Here is an 18,664-nt window from a genome sequence, read left to right on the forward strand (position 1 = left end):
CCGATGCTCGATCACCTGTCGTTCGCGTTCGGGCAGCGTCTGCCGATGATGCTGCAGACCGAAGCGGCCGAATGTGGCTTGGCCTGCATCGGGATGATCGTGAGCTATCACGGCATGCGTTTCGACCTCTACACGCTTCGGCAGCGCTTCTCGATTTCGTTGAAGGGCACCACCTTGCACACCCTGGCCCAGCTGGCCGAGAGCCTGGGGATGATCGCGCGCCCGGTGAAACTCGAGCTGGATGATGTGCGCCAGTTGCGAACGCCCTGCGTGCTGCATTGGAACTTCAATCACTTCGTCGTGCTGAAGGCCTGCGATGCGCGCGGCGCGACGATCCACGACCCGGCCTTCGGCGTTCGTCGTCTCGGCTGGAAGGAGTTGTCGGATTCCTTCACCGGAGTCGCGCTGGAGCTGTGGCCCGGGTCGCGCTTCGAGCGGATCGCAACGCCACCCGCGATCCGCTTGCGCCAATTGATCGGGCCGGTCGTCGGACTGTACCGCGCACTGGGACAAACGCTGCTGTTGGCAGTGGGCGTGGAGGTTTTCGCGATCACCGCGCCGCTATTGCTGCAATGGGTCGCGGACTTCGTCCTGGTGTCCTGGGACAGAGCGCTACTGAACCTGCTGGTGATCGGATTCGCGCTGCATTTGTTCATGCAGCAGTTCATCGTCTTCGTTCGCGGATGGCTGCTGATGATCCTCGGTACGACCTTGAAGATGCAGTGGCACGCGAATGTGTTTTCCCACTTGTTGCGGCTGCCGCTGCCGTTCTTCGAGAAGCGCTATCTGGGCGACATCGTGTCGCGATTCGGATCCATCGAAACGATCCAGAAGACGCTCACGACGTCGCTGCTCGAAGCGATCCTCGATGGCCTCATGGCGGGGCTGACGCTGGTCTTGATGTTCGTGTACAGCCCGCGCCTGGGCGCAATCGCGCTCGGCACGATGGTTCTCTACGCAATCGGCCGCTGGCTCTGGTTTGCGCCGCTGCGCCACGCGACCGAAGAGCAGATCGTGCATGCCGCCAAGCAGCAGAGTCACTTCCTGGAGACGATGCGCGGAATCCGCACGATCAAGCTCTTTCAGCGGCAGCCCGAACGCCAGTCGGCCTGGCTGGGACTGCTCGTCGATCAGACCAATGCGGAGCTGCGCGCCAACAAGATCGCGATGGTCTACCACGCCTTCAACGGCGTGCTGTTCGGCATCGAGCACCTGGCCGTCATTTGGCTCGGCGCACATCTGGTGATGGAACAGCACTTCACGATCGGCATGCTGCTCGCGTTCCTCGCCTACAAGAGTCAATTCGATCTGCGCGTCAGCTCGCTGATCGACAAGGTCGTCGAGCTGCGCATGCTTGGGCTGCAGGGCGAGCGCCTGGCCGATATCGTGCTGACCCCGACCGAAGCGGATCACGGCACCGCCACTCAAATCGATAGGGTGTCTCTGCGAGCCCCGTCGATCGAAGTTCGGGGACTGCGGCTGCGCTACTCCGATGCCGATCCGTACGTGTTAGATGGCTTGTCGCTGTCCATCACCGCAGGAGAATGCGTGGCAGTCGTCGGCCCCTCTGGCTGCGGCAAGACCTCGCTGCTCAACGTATTGCGGGGCCTGATTCCGGCCACCGAAGGTCAGGTGCTCATTGGCGGTCGATCCCTGGAGCAACTCGGCCTGAATTCTTTGCGGCAGATGACCGCGTCAGTTCTGCAGGACGATGCGCTGTTCGCCGGCTCCATCGCGGACAACATCGCGTTCTTCGATCGGCACCCCGACCGCGAGCGCATTGAGCACTGCGCCCAGCTCGCGGCGATCGACGAGGAGATTAGCGCGATGCCGATGGCCTACGGCACGATGATCGGTGACATGGGCGCGGCGCTCTCGGGCGGTCAGAAGCAACGCCTGCTCCTCGCCAGGGCGCTTTATAAACAGCCGCGCATCCTGATCCTCGACGAGGCGACGAGCCATTTGGATCTGGCCTGCGAAGAACGCGTCAACCAAGCGATTGCGCAACTGCGCATGACGCGCATCATCGCGGCGCATCGACCGCAAACAATCGCCTCAGCCGATCGCATCATTCGTATCGAAGACGGCAAAGCCTTCGAGGCCGCGGCTGACGCGGAGAGCGAATCGTCCGCCGGTAGACCTTCGGCGTGAAGCGCCTCGGCCACTTCCAATTGCCAGTGACGCTGTGCCTGTGCCTGACCACAGCAAGCGCGCCGGCCCAGCCGACCACATCGAGCACACCTGCCGCACCATCACGCCGGGCTGAAGACCTCCCCGAAAGCCCCGACGCATTGGAGCTGGCGACCAGCCGATGCGGCCGCCCGGGGAGCGATTCGCCGCTGACCTTGCTGGACGCCACACGCAGGGCGCTCTGCGCCAATCCACGCACACGGCAGGCCTGGGCCAGTATCGAAGCGCAAAGGGCTGCTCTGGGGGCTCAGAAGGCCGAATACTGGCCCACGGTGACCGCCGGCGCGGCACTCGGTCGCGTCACGGCGGATTCGAGGTTCCCGGACAACGCGGACTTCAACTCCTCGTTCAGCGGCACGAGCAACGAGCTGCGGCTCGACGTGAACTGGCTGCTGTTCGATTTCGGGGTGCGGAATGCCAGCGTGAGCTACGAAGCCGGGCTACTGACTGCGGCAACCGCATCGCTCGAACGGGCCGTGCAAACGGTCTTCCTGGAGACGGCGGAAACCTACTTTGAGGCACAGGCGGCCTTCGCCGCTTTGAACTCGGCCACGCAAGCCGAACAGCTGGCACGCGAAGTCTTCGAGGTCGTCCAGACCAAGGTCGGCGCTGGAGTGGGGCTGGAATCGGACCGACTGCAGGCGCGCACCGCATGGGCGCAAGCCTCACTCGATCGGGTCAGCGCCGAACGCCGCTCCCGTGCGGCCCTCGGCGTGCTTGCCGTTGCCCTGCATTTTCGACCGAACGTGAGCCTGATCCTGGCGCCACTGCCATCGAACATCGTCCAGACGGCAGAAGCGCTTCCTGAAATTGAAGCCCTGATTGGACGAGCCTTGAATGCCAACCCCGGAGTCTTGGCGGCCAGGGCCCGGCTGGAGGCGGCGCGACGGGCAGAGCGGGTCGCGCAGGCCGCAGGACGTCCGAGAATCTCACTTGTCGCGGTGGGCGTGCGCAGCGACACGCCGGTGGATCGGGTTGCGACAAGACAGACGATCGAAACCACCAGCGTGGGGGTTCAGCTGAGCGTTCCGATCTTCGATGGTCATCGCCGGCGCTCGCGCATCCAACAATCGCATGCGGAGGCGCTCGATCGGGATGCCGAGCTGTTCTCGGCCAGCCGGCAGGTCGAACGAGACGTTTGGGACAGTTACGTAGGCATTCGTAGCAACTGGGATGAACTCGCGGTTTGCCGGGAACTGGTTGACGCCGCCGACGCGTCCTACGCGCTCGCGCTCGGACGCTACAAGAGCGGGGTCGGCACCATCCTGGAATTGATGTCCGCACAAGCCAGCCTCGCATCGGCGCGCACGCAGCAATCCGATGCGATCTCGCGAGAACAGTTGATGCGAGTACGCCTCGCGGCGGCGCTCGGCGTGATTGACTCGACACCGTAGCGAGCGTCGCAGAACGCGATCGACAATCTGGGGCACAAGCCCAGCTGCAGCAAGAAAAAACCAATCAAAGGGTAGGTGAGAACCGTGTCACCCTTGGCTACATTCGGACCCCAAGGCGCAATCGACAGGTCGTTCCGACCGCTCATCTCGTGACCTGAATCGTTCGAAGACCGCGAATAGCGGTGTTCGAGAGCATCCGATTGAGTTGGCGCCCGGGCCGAAGCCGGCTCGAACCATCGTCCACGCATCGCTCAGAGATCAGATAGTCCCGAATGGCAAGCTACAGTGCACCCGTATCAGAAATTCGCTTCGTCCTCGACGACGTTCTCGACATCGGTCGACTCAATGCGCTGCCGGCCTTCGCTGACGTCGGCCTCGATACGATTCATGGTGCGATCGAAGAGGCCGCCAAGCTGCTCGAAGAGCAGCTGGCTCCGCTGCATCGCAGTTCCGATCAAGGCTGCACCTGGGCCTACGGCGAGGTGCGAACGCCGACCGGCTATCGTGAGTTCTACGAGCGCTTTCAGCAGGGCGGATGGATCGGCATTTCGCAAAGCCCCGAGTACGGCGGCTCCGGCTTCCCCTACGTGGTCGGCAAGGTCATCGAGGAGATGACCTGCTCGGCCAATGTCTCGTTCGCGCTGTATCCGACCTTGACCACGGGCTGCTACGAAGCCATCGAGTCCTGCGGAGACGAAGAGCAGCATCGTCTCTATTGCACCAAGCTCGCGACCGGCGAGTGGGGCGGCACCATGTGCCTCACCGAACCCCAAGCCGGATCGGACGTAGGCGCCATCAAGACGCGCGCGCTGCCCGAAGCCGACGGTTCGTATCGGATCGACGGCAACAAGATTTTCATCAGCTCGGGCGAACACGATCTGACCGAGAACATCATTCATCTGGTGTTGGCGCGGCTGCCCGACGCCCCACCGGGTGTGCGGGGCCTGTCCACCTTCGTAGTGCCCAAGTTCCTCGTCAACGCCGACGGAACACCTGGAGAACGCAATTCAGTTCGGTGCGTGTCCATCGAGCACAAGATGGGCCTGCACGGCTCGGCGACCTGTTCGCTGGCCTTCGAAGCGGCCAAAGGATGGCTGGTCGGCAAGCCCGGTCACGGCATTCAGAACATGTTCGTGATGATGAACTTCGCGCGCATCGGTGTCGGCATCCAAGGCCTCGGCCAATGTGAGCTCGCCACCCAGAACGCCATCCGCTACGCCCGTGATCGCAAGCAGGGCAAGTCAGAATCCGGCAGCGAGCTGATCGTGGATCATCCCGATGTGCGCCGCATGCTGTTGCACATGAAGGCCATCACGGAAGGGGCGCGCGTGCTGGCATACGAGACCGCCACCTACGTCGATATCGCGCGCAATCATCCGGATCCCGCCGTGCGCGAAGAAGCCCAGGATTGGGTGGAGCTGGGAACGCCGCTGACCAAGTCTTTCTGCACCGACAGCGGTTTCGATCTCGCGTCGATGGCCCTCCAGGTCTATGGCGGTCACGGCTACGTGCAGGAGCATGGCATCGAGCAAATTGTTCGCGATGCCAAGATCTTCTGCATCTACGAAGGCACCAACGGCATCCAGGCACTCGACCTTGTGCGCCGCAAGCTGACCCTGCGTGAAGGCCGATTGCCGTCACGGTTTATCTCCGCCGTCCGCGGCGAGCTCGAAAGCAGCGAGGACTCGGTTTCATCGGATCGCCCCTGTCCACCGCGCTGGAAGCCCTGGAACACGCCACAACGGAAATTCAGAAGCTCGGCCTGCAAGGTGCGACCGACACCGCGTTTGGTAGCGCCGACTACTTGCGCGCGTTCTCGCTGACCTGGCTCGGATACAACTGGCTGCGCATGGCGAAGGCCGCCAGCAAGCAGCCGCAGAGCCTAATGGCGCAAGCCAAGCTCGCCACCGCCAAATACTTCGCAAGCCGCGTGCTGACGAGCGTTCCATCGCTCTGCGCCAACGCCACGATTCCGGCGGCGTCGTTGATGGCGCTGCCGGCCGAAGCGCTTTGAAACCCAACCGAAACGCATGCCGATTGCACAGCCCATGCGTTCGACGAGGTTGCACATAACGAAATCGCAGCGGTGCTGCACCCCAGCCCCAGCTGCCGTGCCTGAGGAGAGCCACTATGCGCAAGAGTGGAGCGGGTCCAAATGGACGTAAGAAAGCCAGTCAACCGGACGACAAGAAGGAAGTTCGCGAACTCATACGCGAGCGAGCACAAACGGATTGGTCGGTTCGCGGCGCCAACCCAGAGTTCATGAAGCGCATCGAGCCCTTCATCGATTTCACGCTGGACCGCTATTTCCAAGTCGAAACCAGCGGCTGGGAGCGCCTGCCGAGCGGGCCGTGTTTGCTGGCTGGCGTGCACTCAGGCACCTGGCTGACGATGGATGCCTGGTCGTTCGTGCTGTCGTGGTGGCGCCAGTTCGGCACCGACCGAATCCTGCATGGCACCGCACACGACGCTCTGATGGCCTTTCCTGGCGTCGGGCCGTTCTTCCGCAACGTCGGGGTCATTCCGGCCTCGCGTGAGCCCGTCACGGCCGCGTTGGCGGCGGGCAATAGTGTGATCGTCTGGCCGGGCGGCGAAGTCGATGCCATGCGCAGCTGGCGCCGCCGCAACGAAGTCGTTCTCGGCGGTCGCCGCGGCTTCGTCAAACAGGCGATCGCATCTGGCGTGCCGATCGTTCCGGTGGCCACCATCGGCGGGGCCAACACCGTCTTCGTGCTGTCCGAAGGTCGTTGGCTCGCCAAGCTGCTGCAGCTCAAGAAACGCGTGCGTTCGGAGAACGCCCCGATCGTTGCAGGACTTCCGTTCGGCATCTGGGTCGAGCTGCTGCCGTCGCACATTCCACTGCCGGCAAAAATCGTCAATGAAATCCTCGAGCCGATTCCGGTGAGCACCGATCCGAAGGCGATCGAAGACTGCGCCTACATTGACGAGATCTACGGCAAGGTCGAGCGTGCGATCCAAACTGGCGTCAATCGGCTGGCAGCGGGACGCGGCAAGTGGGTGCGCGGCCGATGACGGCATGCGGAAACCTCGAGCCGGGAGGTCTGCGCCGCTTGTCGCTTGTCGATGCGGCGTTCATCAATCTCGAACGCCGCGAGACGCCGATGCACGTCGCGGGCTTGATGATCTACGAGCTGCCGCCCGATGCCGCACCGGACTTCATCAAAAACCTGGTTCGTCGGTTCAGATCGCCAGTCAAACTGGGGGCTCCTTGGAATCAGGTACTGGCCAAGGCGCCGCTGTCGCGACTCGCACCCGCGATGACGGCCGTCTCTCAGATCGACTTCGACTACCACGTGCGCCATTCGGCGTTGCCGGCCCCCGGCGGCGAGCGCGAGCTCGGTGAACTGATCTCGAACTTGCATGGGGTCTGGCTCGATCGGTCCCGCCCACTGTGGACCTGCCACATCGTCGAAGGCCTGGAGCACGGCCGTTTCGCGATCTATCTGAAGATCCACCATGCGCTCGCCGACGGCGTGCGCTGCATGCGGTTCGTGGAAGCCTGTCACGCCATGACACCGGACCAAGCGATCCGCGCACCGTGGGACGGCACCCCCACGACCAAACGCAAGCCGTGCGCACCTGCCGATCCTGCGATGACGCCAAGGTTGGGATTAGGCGATGTCGCGGCCGCCGTCAGACATACGGCGACCTCGATGCGCTGGTCACGCGATCACGATCCTGAGCTCATCAGACCGTTCTCGGCGCCGCGCTCCAAACTCAACGGATACGTCACCAACGCGCGACGCGTGGCGACGCAGCAGCTGGAAATCGATCGACTCAAGCGCATCGCCAAGCACGCCGGGGTGTCTTCAAACGACGTCTACCTCAGCGTCATCGGAGCGGCCTTGCGCGCCCATCTGAGTGCGCAGGACGGATTGCCCGATCGCAGTCTGATCGCCGCTGTGCCCTTCAGCTTGCGACAACTCGGAGACGATGCGAACGGCAATCAGGTGGCCTTCAGCTGGGCCACCTTGGCTACCGACATCGACGAGCCGGCGGTCCGGCTGAATCGCGTTCACGCATCGACGTTCGCGGCCAAGCGTCACATCGAGGCGATGCCGGCACCGTTGCGTCCCTTGCTCACCGCAGCACTGGCGGCACCGGCCACGCTGGCCGGCGCCGCCGGTCTCACCCAGTGGTTGCCGCCGCCGATGAACCTGGTGGTCTCGAACGTTCCGGGACCCGCCTCGACGCTCTACCTCGGCGGCGCTCGCCTGGAGGCGCTGTACCCGGTCTCCATTCCGATGCAAGGCCAGGTTCTGAACATCACCGGCGTGAGCTACGGCCGGCATCTGAATGTGGGCTTCACGGGCAGCCGCGATGCACTGCCGCATCTGCAACGCCTCGCCTTGTTGTCCCGCACCGCGTTGGACGAGCTCGAACGCGCCTACGAAAACTAGAGACCCAGCACGGGAGGAGCAACGCATGATCCAAGACAACCAGTACCGCATGTCCACCGTTGCGCAGTTTGTCGGGAATGAACTCGGCGTAAGCGATTGGGTCGAGGTCGGCCAAGATCGCATCAACACCTTCGCCGACTGCACCGGCGATCACCAGTGGATTCACACTGACGTCGAGCGTTGCCATCGCGAAAGCCCGTTCGGGGCGCCAATCGCGCACGGGTTTCTGAGCCTGTCGATGCTGGCCAAGCTGTTGTTCGATGTCGGCGTCGTGCCGAGCGACGCCGGTCGCGCCATCAACGCGGGACTCAGCGAAGTCCGGTTTCGCGCGCCGGTGCGCGCGAACAGTCGCATTCGAGCACGCGTGAAACTGGAGTCCGCTGCACCGAAGTCCGAGGGCCGACTGCTGTTGCAGGTCTCCGCAGTGCTCGAGATCGAGAACGAGAAGGAACCGGCGCTACAAGCGCAGATCGCCGTCATGTTGTTGCCGTAGGAGGTGCCATGACCGACTCCACCGAACGGCTGGGCGCCCACAGTGCCGAAGCGATCCTGGGTCACAATCCCATCGTCGGCTTTCGCGCTCGCGATGTGCTTCGAGAAGGCATGCGAACCCTCCGGGTCGCCGCCGCGCAACCCTACCTGACCGTCAAAACCGTCGGCCATTTCGCGCAGGAGATGCGCAAGGTTCTGGCCGGCGCATCGAAACTCGAACCATCACCGCGAGACCGGCGCTTCTCGGATGCCGCGTGGAAGAGCGATTCGCGGTATCGCCATTGGCTCCAAAGCTGGCTCGCACTCGAGAAGTCCTTGGCGGAATGGGTGGAGGGCCAAGACCTCAAGCCGCACAGTCGAGCGCGGCTCGAATTCATGTTGTCGCTGCTGACCGATGCGATGGCCCCATCGAACTTTCCGTGGCAGCCTGAAGCCGTACGCCGCTTTCGTGACAGCGGCGGCCTGAGCGCGTTCGAAGGCCTGCGCAATCTGGCGCGCGACCTTCGCGAGAACAAAGGCTTGCCGGCGCAGGTCGACAAGCGCTCGTTCAAGGTCGGTGGCAATCTCGCGACCACCGCTGGCGACGTGGTGCTCCAGACAGAGGTGATGGAGCTGATCCAGTACCGGCCGACGACGCCTCAGGTACATGAGATTCCGGTGCTCATCGTGCCGCCGCAGATCAACAAGTTCTACATCTTCGATCTGACGTCGGAGAAGAGCGTGGTGCGCGGCCTGCTGGATGCCGGCCTGCAAGTGTTCATCGTCAGTTGGCGAAACCCCACGACCGCCTGCGCTGAATGGGGCTTGGCCGAATACGCGGCCGCGATCGACATGTCGATCGCCACGATCTGACAGCTGGCGCACTCGGCGCGCGTAAACCTGATGGGCGCCTGCGCAGGAGGCATCACGCTTGCCGCCTACGTCGCCGCACGGGCCGCGGCGCGCGATCTTCGCGTCAACACCCTGACGCTGCTGGTGAGTGTGCTCGATGTCGGTGAACTCGGCGAAACGCCATTGGGCCTGTTCGCAACGCCCAGTGCGATCGAAGCCGCACGTAAGAAATCCGCAAGGGCTGGTGTACTCGACGGACGGGCAATGGCGGCTGCTTTCGCTTGGTTACAATGACCTGATCTGGAACTACTGGATCAACAACGTGCTGCTCGGCAATGCGCCGCCGGCCTTCGACATCCTGTACTGGAACAACGACTACACCCGCCTGCCGGCGCAGTTGCACAGCGAATTCATGGATGTCTTCTTAAACAATTCGCTGAGCCAGAATGGCGCGCTGCGCCTGCATGGCGTGCCGGTCGATCTTCGTAGGATCACCTGCGACAGCTACGTGCTGGGCGGCACCACCGACCACATCACCCCGTGGAAGGCCTGCTATCGCAACACCCAACTGTTCGGCGGCAATCGCAGCTTCGTACTGGCCAACGCCGGACACATGCAAAGCATCCTGAGTCCGCCCGGCAGCAAGAAGGCCGAGTTCTGGACCGGCGGCACGCTCACGGAAACGGCGGATGCCTGGCGAGCGTCAGCGGAGCACCACGGCGGAAGCTGGTGGCCGCACTGGCATGGCTGGCTGCACGAACGATCCGGCACCTTGCGTGCAGCCCCCTCTTCATCTGGGAATGAGGACTATCCCGTTCTCTATAACGCACCAGGACGATACGTCTACGAATGAGCTCCGCTCGCCCCGAAAGAATCAAGAGCATTCGCCCCCTGCGCGCGCGCCTGGATCGTCATGCCGCGCCGGTCTCCAGCGGCGCGATCGAAGTCGGTTACCTGCATGTCGACGGTGTGCGTCTGCGTTACGCGCGCTCCGAGGGCACGGGCGATCCGATTCTGATGTGCAACGGCATCGGGGCGAATTTCGAGCTCTTAATGCCCTTCGTCGAAGCGCTCAAGGGACGTCGCATCGTACTGTTCGACGTGCCCGGATGCGGACAATCCGAGGCAAGCCTGTTCTGGCCGACCCTGAGGCGTTATGCGAATTTCGCGGTGGGCCTGCTGGATGCGCTCGGGCATTCCGGCGCCTTCAGCGTGGCGGGCGTTTCCTGGGGCGGCGGATTGGCCCAGCAGATTGCCCGCGATTATCCGGATCGCGTGCAGCATCTGATCCTGATGGCGACAAGTCCCGGCATCCTGATGGTGCCGGGCCGACTCTCGGCACTGCTGTTGATGATGTCGCCGATTCGCTACTTCTCGCCGCGATTCATGGCACGCAATGCGAGCACCATCTACGGTGGTGAAATGCAGGGTCATCTCGGCCGTGCGGCGCGCTACGCCTCGAAGGCTCGGCCACCAGCAGTCCACGCCTATTTTCAGCAGCTCTACGCGATCTTTCGCTTCACCAGCCTGCCGTGGCTCCACAAGCTCAAATGCCCGGCGCTGATTCTGTGCGGCGACGACGACCCGCTGATCCGTCCGTCCAACGCCTACATCCTCGCCGCATTGCTTCGCGACGCGCGCCTGCATTTCATCCGCGGTGGTGGGCACCTGTTTCTCGACATGCAGGCGGACGAAACCGCTCGGGTCATCGAACAGTTTCTCGTCGAGAAAACTCCAGGCGCCAAGCGATGACAGCGCAACCCGGGCTGCGCGCGAGTCACACTCACTGGCAAGCTAACGTCGGGCTCGTCGTGTCTCGCGCCAGTTCGACGAAAGACCGAAGCGCCCGATGAATGATTCACCGGAGCTCCGCGACATCGTCTACACCGGCTTGCAGCGCGCCGGCATCGATGTGTCGGCCGTCAGCCAGCGATTGCGGTACGAAGTCGCGCCGGGCGTCGAGCTTCAAACTCGATTCCCGCATGCCCAGCAGCCGGATTTTTGGCTGGCGGTGGAATCGATCGCTGGCGACGGTGATATCGGGCTGCACATCTGTCCGTACATGCCCGAGCTTCGAGCCGGCGTGTTGGCTTACGTCATGCTGAGCTGTCCGACCTACGCGGACGGATTCGACCTCTTTTGCAGGTCCTCGCGCTTGCTGTCCGATGCACTACAGCTCTCGATTCGCCGTTCGTCTCGCGACGCAGAGTTGTTGCTGCAGTCGACCGACGTCAGCGCACCGCAGATGCGCCACACCGAAATCTGCATGACGTTCGCGTTGGTTCGATTCTTTCGCCACGTCACAGACGGCGCGTTCAAACCGACCTCGGTTTCCTTGAGTTGCACGCAGCGTGCGCCGCTAAGGCACTACGAATCGGTGTTCGATTGCAAGGTCAGTTTCGGGGCAGAGCGCAGCACGATCGAATTTGAACGCGCGCTGCTCGATCGGATGTCGCCCCATCACATCGCTGAACTGTGGAAAGCGCATCGCAAGGAAATCGACAAGCGACTCCTTAAGTTGCATCGCGCGGATCTCGAAGAGCGAGTCCGGCAAGTCCTGGTGGCCTATCTCCCGCATCGACGCTGCAGCTTCGACCAACTCGCTGCCGAACTGCAGATTCCCAATCGCACCTTGCGCCTGAGGCTCGATGCGCTCGGCACCACCTTCTCTGATCTCCAGGAAGGCGAGTGCCTGCGCATCGCCAAGCGCATGCTCCGACGTGAGCGCAGCCGCCTGGAGGATGTCGCCGAAGCGGCGGGTTATTCGGAGCTGTCCGCCTTGTGTCGCGCGTTCAAGCGAAAGACCGGGCTCACACCCTCCGAGTACCGGGTGACCCGTGGAACCTACTGATACCGAGTCGCATCGCATCAATCGAAATGGCGACACGCAGAGACAACGGAGCACTGAATGAACATGATGTCGTCCCCCCCCTCGCGTCGCAAGCTGCGCTTCTGCCCAATCAGGACATACAACACATCTGCAATGACACACTGAAAACCTGCTCAGCCAATACTTCGAAAGGTGAAAGCCATGAGCGTTGTGATGGCCTCAATCCTGAAGCCTATCTGCGATACGTTCTCGAACGCATCGCAGATCACAGCACCAACAAGCTCGATGAGTTGCTGCCTTGGAATGTCGCCGATCAGATTGCACAACAGGTGAGTTTAAGGCGCTTAAAAATGCGATCACCTATTCGCCGACCGCAGTACCTGTTGGGTGTGGTTGAAGATTTCGCTCATTGCCGCAATGCGTCCGCGCAGTTCGCCGGCGAGTCCTAGCGCTTCGGCAGTCGCTCGACGTTCCTTTTCAATTGCCAGGTCGAGTGCGTCAGCGCGCTCCAGGGCGATTTTACGCTCCGCGTCCATCCGCGTCACAGCTTTGAGTGCGCGTTTTTCCGAGTCGCGCGAGGCGACCAACTCTCGGGCGAGTTCGTCGAGCTGCTTCTCATAGTCGCCGCCTTCCGACAGCGCGGCGTCACGTTCGGCTTCAGCATCGAGAATCCGATCTTGGCAAGCCGCTTCGATGGCTGCGATCCGCTCATCCGCAAGCCGCCCGGCAGCTGCCCAAGCGTTGAGGTTGGCAGCTTGAAACGCGTTAAGCACTTCTGCGGGAATGGTGGCGGCGATGCCTTCGGCCTTGCGACGCGATTCGCGCCAAGCGCGCAGGGCGGGGCAGATGTCCCGCAGGCTGCCATAGCCAATCTGGGCACGGACGGATTCGGCCGTGACTTTCCGGCCCTCGGCGACGATCTTGTCTGCTGCCGCCGGCACCAGATGGTTCCAGTCACTCATGGTTGGATTCCTTGGTAAGGATTACCGGTAATACCGGCATTACCAGCATCAATTCGAGGAAGGCGCTGGTCCTAGCCTGCATCTCGCGTCTCTGCGATTTGAGCGCTGCTATGGGCAAATCGATGCGCAGCAGTCGATGTGTCGATGCGCTTCTGTTCCGGAGAAAGTAGAGACGCGAGGTCGCGGCGGTTGTGGCTTGCTGCGCTCCACTGATCCAGCGTTGCCACGATTTCGGCGATGACGTAACGCGGAATTTTTCGAGCGCTGAACGGCGTGGCGAGATGGTCGAAAACGGCGCGCAAGCCGGTTGCCAATCGAAGATCGCGCAACTCCAGCCAGCGCAGGTGCGGCGCCAACAGCTCGATCGTCACCATCTCGTGACGAACTGCTAACGCGTACATCGGGCGGCGAACCTCTCCGACTGAGCGAAGCTTTCCGAGGTCGTGAAATAGATAACCCAGCTGCGCGAGATGCGGGGACCAAGCATCATCGGGAGCCAGGAAGCGCGCTGCTTCGGTAGCCAAGTCCAGCAACTCAGTGCTGTGGGCCAGCAGACCGCCGACAAACGCATGGTGATGCTGCACGCTGCCGCGGCACTTCAGGAACGGAATGCCAACCATTGGATCAAGCAGTGCCTCACGCAGAAATCCATTGAGCGGCGAAGGCAGCTCGCTTTCCAAGCGGGCCAAGCGGTCGAACGCGGGCAGTACGGCTTCCGGGCAACGGTGCCGCGGCAGCAGCGATGTGGCGCGTTCCACTTCATGGCTCGCCAGCCCTGCAAGGCACTGCACTTTCAGCTGAGGCTTGTTATCGAAAATCTGGACGCAAGCCAACACCGAGACGGGACAGGGTAGGGGCGGGATCACAACCGAATCGCGCGTCTCTGGCCACACGAAGGCCGTAACACGCCCGGTGGCATCTTCCAATGTGAGCTGAAGGCGCAACTGACCGCTACTGCCTTCTCTCTCCGAATATTCGGTTAGCAAGTAAGTGCCGTGGCCCGTCATCCCGGCCTTCAGGGGAAGTGTCGCAACGGTCCCGAGTTCAACGGTCTCGATCACCACGGCTGTGAGGCCTCGACCTGTGCCAGCAGACTCTCAAGCTGATGAGCCAGCTTGATTGTAGTCTCCGCGCTGCTCATCGACTCGGCGCAGCTGGGATCGGCCAGCTGCGCTTCGATCCAATCAACCAAGGCCTCCGCATTGGTGCGGCAATGATTGCTTGTGAGCCAGGGCACGAGATTCACGCCGTGTGGGAAGATGCCGTAAACGCGAGCCAGCTCCGAAGCCAGATGGCGAGCGAACTGCATACGAGCGACGTCTTCCAGTTCCATTTCAAGCTGGGCAAGGAGCTGCTCGTGAGTGAGCAAGCGCAGCGCTTCGGGACGAATGTCAGGAAGCATTCGACACCTCGGGATGCAGGGCGCCGGTGACGAACCGGTCGAAAGCCGAGCCGTCGCGGCGCGTGAGATTGGGCACGAAGCGCGAATAGGTCTTGAACAGCATCATCGTGTTGGCGTGGCCCAGCTGACGGGCGACCCACTCCGGGTTTTCGCCAGCAGCCAGCCACAGCGTCGCGCAGGTGTGGCGAGTTTGGTACGGCCGGCGCTTTTCGTAGCCCAGGAAACTTAGTAGTGGATACCAGACACGGTTGGTGAAATTGTCCGTGTCGATCGCTTCACCCTCGCGATTGCAGAACACGAGATCTTTGTCGCCCGTCGCCTTCTTCTGGGCGAGCAGGGAGTCGTACACCGGCTGGCTCATCTCGATTTCGCGTTGAGAGCCGTCAGTCTTGGTGTACTCCGCATCGCCGCGGACGATCGTTTCGCGGATCAGGATCTGCCGGCGCTCGAAGTCGATGTACTTCCACTTCAGGCCATTGATCTCACCGGTGCGCATACCGGTGAAGAAGCGGACGACCAAGTAGCTGCGATAATCCGCCCGAACCGTCTCAAGAATCTTGCGCACTTGATCCATCGTGAAGGGATGGATATCTACCCGCTGCTGCTTGAGTCGCTTGATCTTGTCGATGGGGTTGACGAAGTTATAGCGCTCAGCCGCTTCCGCCAGGATCTGGCCCAGGAGCTGAATCACGCGGTTGATCGTCTTGGCAGCCAGCGTGGTGTTGCCGTTGCGGCCTTTGGCTTGAGCCAATAACGCACGGAACTGCAAGATGTCTGACTTGCTGATCTCTCCGACCGGCTTTTCGCCAAAGGCCGGGATCAGGTGCCCGTTAACCGTCGATTCCACCGTCGCAAGATGCGAGCGGCGCCAGGACGGCTTGAACTCGGTCATCCAGGTCGGGGCGAAGTCGCGGAACAGCGGGGTCGGCGGTTTGGCGTCGATCGGAGGGATCGGCGCCTTCTCAAGCTTGGCTGTGAAGCGTTCCGACATGGCGCTGCCGGGGAACTGCCGGGCGTAGTCGAAGTTGCCGGTTGCGATGGCTGCTTCGATGGTGCCAAGCACCTTCTGCATCAGTTTCCGGTTCGCCGGGGTGTCCGCCAACTTGGTGTACTCGCGGCAGCGCACCCCCTGGTAGCGGAAATCGAAAAACAAGGCGTCGTTGCGAGAGTTGATACTACCCACGGCAAACACCTCCGTTCGCCATGGGGATCGAGATGGGGCTTAGTCCCGCATTTGCGAGCATGTCCTGTTCGATGGCTTCCCAGATATAAAGAATCTTTCGGCCGCCGAAGGGGCGGATGTAGTGCTTCCCCTCAAAAAGAACGGAATCTTTCAGCCGCTCCCTTATGGTGCGAGCGTCGTACTTGATGCGCCCGGAAAGCTCCTCGGTTGTCATATACGTCGTAGCCACTTACCCTCCTATGCAGCAGATCGGATGCATGTGTAGCGTAAAAACTACACGTGAAGCCAATTATATGCATCAAGAGATGCCTGTCAACTACATATGTAGCCGATAATAAACATGCCGATAAAATTCAAACTCAAGGAGCGGATCGCAGATAAGGAGTTCCGGGAGCGACGGGTGGTGCAATTGAAGGAGATCGCAGAGGCGACCGGGGTTCACAGGGTCACGCTCTCTAAGTTGGCTAATAACAAGGAGTACAACGTCGGCGTCGATACGATCGAAAAGCTGTGCGCGTACTTTCAATGCGGCATTGGAGAAATAGCTGAGTACGTTCCCGAGCGTTCCTGAAGGGGCGGGTGGTCTCAGTATCCGAAGGTCAATATTCGAGGGGCTGAAAAATCGATGGTCCCCGATAGTCTCGCCATGGTCTCAAGTTGGTCTCAGGCGGGTTTGGCGGACTTTAAAAAAGTTCTCGCTTATCTCGAAATGCCTCTATATACTCGCCGCCCCGGACGCCGCAGACGTGACCGGGGGAACTAAAGTTTCACCAGTTTCATCAAGGACGTAGCAAGTATTTCCTTGAAGCGGTGGTCTCTAGTCCTATATACTGATCGTCTGTCTGGTGCGGGGTGGAGCAGTCTGGCAGCTCGTCGGGCTCATAACCCGAAGGTCGTAGGTTCGAATCCTGCCCCCGCTACCAATTTTATCTGCGTTAGCAGTTGGACCAGGCCCCTCGAGGGCCTTTTTTGTTGCAAATGCGCTAAGGCGCACTGGAGGCTGTATTGCTGCGGGATCGACTGCAAGAATTGCTTGAGCCTGTGATCGAGGATCTGGGCTATGAGCTGGTGTTGTTGGAGTTCGCTCCTCAGACCGGCTCGGCATTGTTGCGTCTGTTCATCGACAGCGAAGAGGGCATCACGCTCGAGGATTGCGAAACCGTCAGCCGCGAGGTGGCCGGGGTACTCGACGTGAACGATCCGATCACCTCCGCCTATCAGCTCGAGGTGTCTTCTCCCGGCCTCGATCGGCCTCTCACCAAGCCGCAGCATTTTCTACGTTTTCTGGGTGAGGACGCACGCATTCAGCTGCTCGCCCCGCGCAATGGCCGCAAGCGTTTTTCCGGACGCATCGACGCGGCGACCGATTCCAGCGTGACTTTATTTACCGACCTTGGCGTCGTCGAGCTCGAGTATTCGACGATAGAACGAGCCCGACTGATCCCGGATTTCGATAAGGGGAAGCCGTGAACAAAAATATCCTGCTGATGGCAGACGTCGTTTCCAACGAGAAAGGCGTCGATAAGGACACCATCTTCGCGGCCTTGGAGGCTGCGCTGGCCTCGGCGACCAAGGAGCGCTACGGCGACGAAGCCGACGTGCGTGTTTCCATCGACCAGAACACCGGCGACTACGAGTCTTATCGTCGCTGGACCGTTTATGAAGACGACAGCGAAGACTTCGAGTTCCCCGAGCGTCAGATCAAGCTGACCTACGCGCGCAAGGACTATCCGAGCATCGAGCCCGGTGAAGTGATCGAGCAGAAGATCGAGTCGATCGATTTCGGCCGTATCGGCGCGCAGCGCGCCAAGCAGGTCATCGTGCAGAAGGTGCGCGAGGCCGAGCGTGCTCAAGTGGTCGAAGCCTACAAGCATCGCATCGGCGAACTGCTCACCGGTCTCGTCAAGCGCCTCGAGCGCGGTGCGGTGATCGTCGATCTCGGCGGCACCGCCGAGGCCATCATCCCTCGCGAGCACATGATTCCGCGTGAACCGGCGCGTCCGGGCGATCGCATTCGCGGTTACTTGTTCGAAGTCGGTCCGCAGGTGCGTGGCCCGCAGCTGTTCATGTCGCGTACGCTGCCGCAGTTTCTGATGGAACTGTTCAAGCTCGAAGTGCCCGAAATTGCGCAGGGGCTCATCGAGCTCAAGGGCGCGGCACGTGATCCGGGTCTGCGCGCGAAGATCGCGGTGCAAGCCAAGGACAAGCGCATCGATCCGGTTGGTGCTTGCGTCGGCATGCGCGGCTCCCGCGTGCAAAGCGTGAGCAACGAACTCGCTGGCGAACGTGTCGACATCGTGCCGTGGGATGAGAATCCCGCCCAGTTCGTCATCAACGCGATGGCGCCCGCCGAAGTCGAGAACGTGGTCATCGACGAAGATGCCCACAGCATGTCGATCGGCGTGATCGAAGAAAAGCTCGCGCAGGCGATCGGTCGCGGAGGGCAGAACGTGCGCCTGGCGTCCGAGCTCACCGGCTGGACGCTCAACGTGATGACGACGGGCGAGCTCGAATCCAAGAAGGATGAAGAGAACAAGGGCATCCTCGAAGTCTTCATGAAGGAGCTCGACGTCGACGAAGAACTCGCGGGCGTTCTCGTGGACGAAGGGTTCACGAGCCTCGAAGAAGTGGCTTATGTGCCACCCGAAGAGCTGCTGCAGATTGAAGAGTTCGACGAATCCATTGTCGAAGAACTGCGCAACCGGGCTCGCGACGTGCTGCTCACCAAAGCGATCGCCAAGGCCGAACAGGCTGCGTCGGTCAAGCCCGGAGACGATCTGCTGTCCGTCGATGGAATGGACGAAGAGACGGCTTACCGTCTCGCCGAGGCGGGCATCCTGACCGCCGAAAATCTTGCTGACCTGGCAACCGATGAACTGCTTGAAACCGTGGAGCTCGATGAAGCTCGCGCCCAGGCGCTCATCATGGCGGCCCGCCAGAAGCTCTACGCCTGATCGGA

21 protein-coding genes, 1 tRNA gene and 1 pseudogene are annotated in these 18,664 nt (G+C 61.6%); 17 read left to right on the forward strand and 6 right to left on the reverse strand.

The window, feature by feature from the left end; all coding sequences use genetic code 11:
• Positions 1 to 3: 3 nt before the first annotated feature.
• Positions 4 to 2,151 (forward strand): peptidase domain-containing ABC transporter, encoded by a 2,148-nt coding sequence (locus WQQ_RS17305; RefSeq protein WP_007186528.1) that lies wholly within the window; start codon positions 4 to 6, stop codon positions 2,149 to 2,151.
• Positions 2,148 to 3,584 carry a TolC family protein gene (locus WQQ_RS17310; protein WP_083844630.1) on the forward strand — a complete coding sequence of 479 codons (1,437 nt, stop codon included), beginning with the start codon at positions 2,148 to 2,150 and terminating at the stop codon, positions 3,582 to 3,584. The genes WQQ_RS17305 and WQQ_RS17310 overlap by 4 nt, the downstream gene beginning before the upstream one ends.
• Before the next feature lie 296 nt (positions 3,585 to 3,880).
• Here the strand turns inward: WQQ_RS17310 and WQQ_RS25420 are convergent, their stop codons facing one another.
• A complete protein-coding gene (locus WQQ_RS25420; protein WP_192812994.1) occupies positions 3,881 to 4,042 on the reverse strand; it encodes a hypothetical protein in 162 nt (53 codons plus the stop codon).
• On the opposite strand from WQQ_RS25420, the gene WQQ_RS17315 reads away from it, so the two are divergent.
• From WQQ_RS17315 to WQQ_RS23865, 11 genes and pseudogenes are all read left to right on the forward strand, one after another.
• Positions 4,022 to 5,407, forward strand: coding sequence for an acyl-CoA dehydrogenase family protein (locus WQQ_RS17315; protein WP_494546129.1), 1,386 nt, complete (start codon positions 4,022 to 4,024; stop codon positions 5,405 to 5,407). The two genes, WQQ_RS25420 and WQQ_RS17315, sit on opposite strands and share 21 nt — an antisense overlap.
• Positions 5,311 to 5,598 (forward strand): acyl-CoA dehydrogenase C-terminal domain-containing protein, encoded by a 288-nt coding sequence (locus tag WQQ_RS23860; protein WP_237715090.1) that lies wholly within the window; start codon positions 5,311 to 5,313, stop codon positions 5,596 to 5,598. Before WQQ_RS17315 ends, WQQ_RS23860 begins: the two co-directional genes overlap by 97 nt.
• A gap of 248 nt (positions 5,599 to 5,846) precedes the next feature.
• The gene (locus tag WQQ_RS17320) at positions 5,847 to 6,617 is read left to right on the forward strand and encodes a lysophospholipid acyltransferase family protein (protein ID WP_202800700.1); all 771 of its coding nucleotides are present in this window, start codon (positions 5,847 to 5,849) and stop codon (positions 6,615 to 6,617) included.
• Positions 6,599 to 8,005 carry a wax ester/triacylglycerol synthase family O-acyltransferase gene (locus WQQ_RS17325; RefSeq protein WP_050997740.1) on the forward strand — a complete coding sequence of 469 codons (1,407 nt, stop codon included), beginning with the start codon at positions 6,599 to 6,601 and terminating at the stop codon, positions 8,003 to 8,005. The genes WQQ_RS17320 and WQQ_RS17325 overlap by 19 nt, the downstream gene beginning before the upstream one ends.
• A 25-nt stretch (positions 8,006 to 8,030) precedes the next feature.
• Positions 8,031 to 8,498, forward strand: a complete 468-nt coding sequence (locus tag WQQ_RS17330; protein WP_007186534.1) for a MaoC family dehydratase — start codon at positions 8,031 to 8,033, stop codon at positions 8,496 to 8,498.
• A gap of 8 nt (positions 8,499 to 8,506) precedes the next feature.
• Positions 8,507 to 9,349 (forward strand): hypothetical protein, encoded by an 843-nt coding sequence (locus tag WQQ_RS24750; protein ID WP_007186535.1) that lies wholly within the window; start codon positions 8,507 to 8,509, stop codon positions 9,347 to 9,349.
• 30 nt (positions 9,350 to 9,379) lie between these two features.
• Positions 9,380 to 9,622: a hypothetical protein gene (locus WQQ_RS24755; protein WP_007186536.1), complete on the forward strand. Its 243-nt coding sequence runs from the start codon at positions 9,380 to 9,382 to the stop codon at positions 9,620 to 9,622.
• Positions 9,573 to 10,181 (forward strand): alpha/beta fold hydrolase, encoded by a 609-nt coding sequence (locus tag WQQ_RS24760; protein WP_007186537.1) that lies wholly within the window; start codon positions 9,573 to 9,575, stop codon positions 10,179 to 10,181. Before WQQ_RS24755 ends, WQQ_RS24760 begins: the two co-directional genes overlap by 50 nt.
• Positions 10,178 to 11,080, forward strand: coding sequence for an alpha/beta fold hydrolase (locus tag WQQ_RS17340; RefSeq protein WP_007186538.1), 903 nt, complete (start codon positions 10,178 to 10,180; stop codon positions 11,078 to 11,080). The genes WQQ_RS24760 and WQQ_RS17340 overlap by 4 nt, the downstream gene beginning before the upstream one ends.
• A gap of 139 nt (positions 11,081 to 11,219) precedes the next feature.
• The gene (locus tag WQQ_RS17345; protein ID WP_192812996.1) at positions 11,220 to 12,179 is read left to right on the forward strand and encodes an AraC family transcriptional regulator; all 960 of its coding nucleotides are present in this window, start codon (positions 11,220 to 11,222) and stop codon (positions 12,177 to 12,179) included.
• A 185-nt stretch (positions 12,180 to 12,364) separates the two neighbouring features.
• Positions 12,365 to 12,469: pseudogene (locus WQQ_RS23865) on the forward strand (transposase domain-containing protein); the annotation flags it as partial.
• Positions 12,470 to 12,514: 45 nt separating this feature from the next.
• On the opposite strand, the gene WQQ_RS23230 reads toward WQQ_RS23865, so the two are convergent.
• From WQQ_RS23230 to WQQ_RS17370, 5 genes are all read right to left on the reverse strand, one after another.
• Complete coding sequence (locus WQQ_RS23230; RefSeq protein WP_007186540.1) at positions 12,515 to 13,120, reverse strand: DNA-binding protein; 606 nt, start codon at positions 13,118 to 13,120, stop codon at positions 12,515 to 12,517.
• Between the two features lie 71 nt (positions 13,121 to 13,191).
• Positions 13,192 to 14,184 carry a hypothetical protein gene (locus WQQ_RS17355; protein ID WP_040454790.1) on the reverse strand — a complete coding sequence of 331 codons (993 nt, stop codon included), beginning with the start codon at positions 14,182 to 14,184 and terminating at the stop codon, positions 13,192 to 13,194.
• Positions 14,178 to 14,522, reverse strand: coding sequence for a hypothetical protein (locus WQQ_RS17360; RefSeq protein WP_007186542.1), 345 nt, complete (start codon positions 14,520 to 14,522; stop codon positions 14,178 to 14,180). Before WQQ_RS17360 ends, WQQ_RS17355 begins: the two co-directional genes overlap by 7 nt.
• Positions 14,512 to 15,705, reverse strand: a complete 1,194-nt coding sequence (locus tag WQQ_RS17365) for an Arm DNA-binding domain-containing protein (protein ID WP_007186543.1) — start codon at positions 15,703 to 15,705, stop codon at positions 14,512 to 14,514. Before WQQ_RS17365 ends, WQQ_RS17360 begins: the two co-directional genes overlap by 11 nt.
• The gene (locus WQQ_RS17370) at positions 15,698 to 15,934 is read right to left on the reverse strand and encodes a hypothetical protein (protein ID WP_040454792.1); all 237 of its coding nucleotides are present in this window, start codon (positions 15,932 to 15,934) and stop codon (positions 15,698 to 15,700) included. The genes WQQ_RS17365 and WQQ_RS17370 overlap by 8 nt, the downstream gene beginning before the upstream one ends.
• 111 nt (positions 15,935 to 16,045) lie before the next feature.
• On the opposite strand from WQQ_RS17370, the gene WQQ_RS17375 reads away from it, so the two are divergent.
• The 4 genes from WQQ_RS17375 (at position 16,046) to nusA (ending at position 18,659) form a co-directional block, all read left to right on the forward strand.
• Complete coding sequence (locus WQQ_RS17375; protein ID WP_040454794.1) at positions 16,046 to 16,276, forward strand: helix-turn-helix domain-containing protein; 231 nt, start codon at positions 16,046 to 16,048, stop codon at positions 16,274 to 16,276.
• Between the two features lie 275 nt (positions 16,277 to 16,551).
• Positions 16,552 to 16,628, forward strand: a tRNA-Met gene (locus WQQ_RS17380).
• A gap of 82 nt (positions 16,629 to 16,710) precedes the next feature.
• Positions 16,711 to 17,175 (forward strand): ribosome maturation factor RimP, encoded by a 465-nt coding sequence (gene rimP, locus WQQ_RS17385; RefSeq protein WP_237715084.1) that lies wholly within the window; start codon positions 16,711 to 16,713, stop codon positions 17,173 to 17,175.
• Positions 17,172 to 18,659: a transcription termination factor NusA gene (gene nusA, locus WQQ_RS17390; protein WP_007186546.1), complete on the forward strand. Its 1,488-nt coding sequence runs from the start codon at positions 17,172 to 17,174 to the stop codon at positions 18,657 to 18,659. Before rimP ends, nusA begins: the two co-directional genes overlap by 4 nt.
• Positions 18,660 to 18,664 lie beyond the last annotated feature (5 nt).

Source organism: Hydrocarboniphaga effusa AP103 (genome assembly GCF_000271305.1).
In the GTDB taxonomy this organism is placed as follows: Bacteria; Pseudomonadota; Gammaproteobacteria; order Nevskiales; family Nevskiaceae; genus Hydrocarboniphaga; species Hydrocarboniphaga effusa.

Excerpts from the sequence above, each read along its gene's own strand:
- WQQ_RS17305 (WP_007186528.1), top strand. The coding sequence starts at position 4 with ATGCTCGATCACCTGTCGTTCGCGTTCGGGCAGCGTCTGCCGATGATG.
- WQQ_RS17320 (WP_202800700.1), top strand. The coding sequence starts at position 5,847 with ATGAAGCGCATCGAGCCCTTCATCGATTTCACGCTGGACCGCTATTTC.
- WQQ_RS17330 (WP_007186534.1), top strand. The coding sequence starts at position 8,031 with ATGATCCAAGACAACCAGTACCGCATGTCCACCGTTGCGCAGTTTGTC.
- WQQ_RS24750 (WP_007186535.1), top strand. The coding sequence starts at position 8,507 with ATGACCGACTCCACCGAACGGCTGGGCGCCCACAGTGCCGAAGCGATC.
- WQQ_RS24755 (WP_007186536.1), top strand. The coding sequence starts at position 9,380 with ATGGGCGCCTGCGCAGGAGGCATCACGCTTGCCGCCTACGTCGCCGCA.
- WQQ_RS17340 (WP_007186538.1), top strand. The coding sequence starts at position 10,178 with ATGAGCTCCGCTCGCCCCGAAAGAATCAAGAGCATTCGCCCCCTGCGC.
- WQQ_RS23230 (WP_007186540.1), bottom strand. The coding sequence starts at position 13,120 with ATGAGTGACTGGAACCATCTGGTGCCGGCGGCAGCAGACAAGATCGTC.
- WQQ_RS17360 (WP_007186542.1), bottom strand. The coding sequence starts at position 14,522 with ATGCTTCCTGACATTCGTCCCGAAGCGCTGCGCTTGCTCACTCACGAG.
- WQQ_RS17375 (WP_040454794.1), top strand. The coding sequence starts at position 16,046 with ATGCCGATAAAATTCAAACTCAAGGAGCGGATCGCAGATAAGGAGTTC.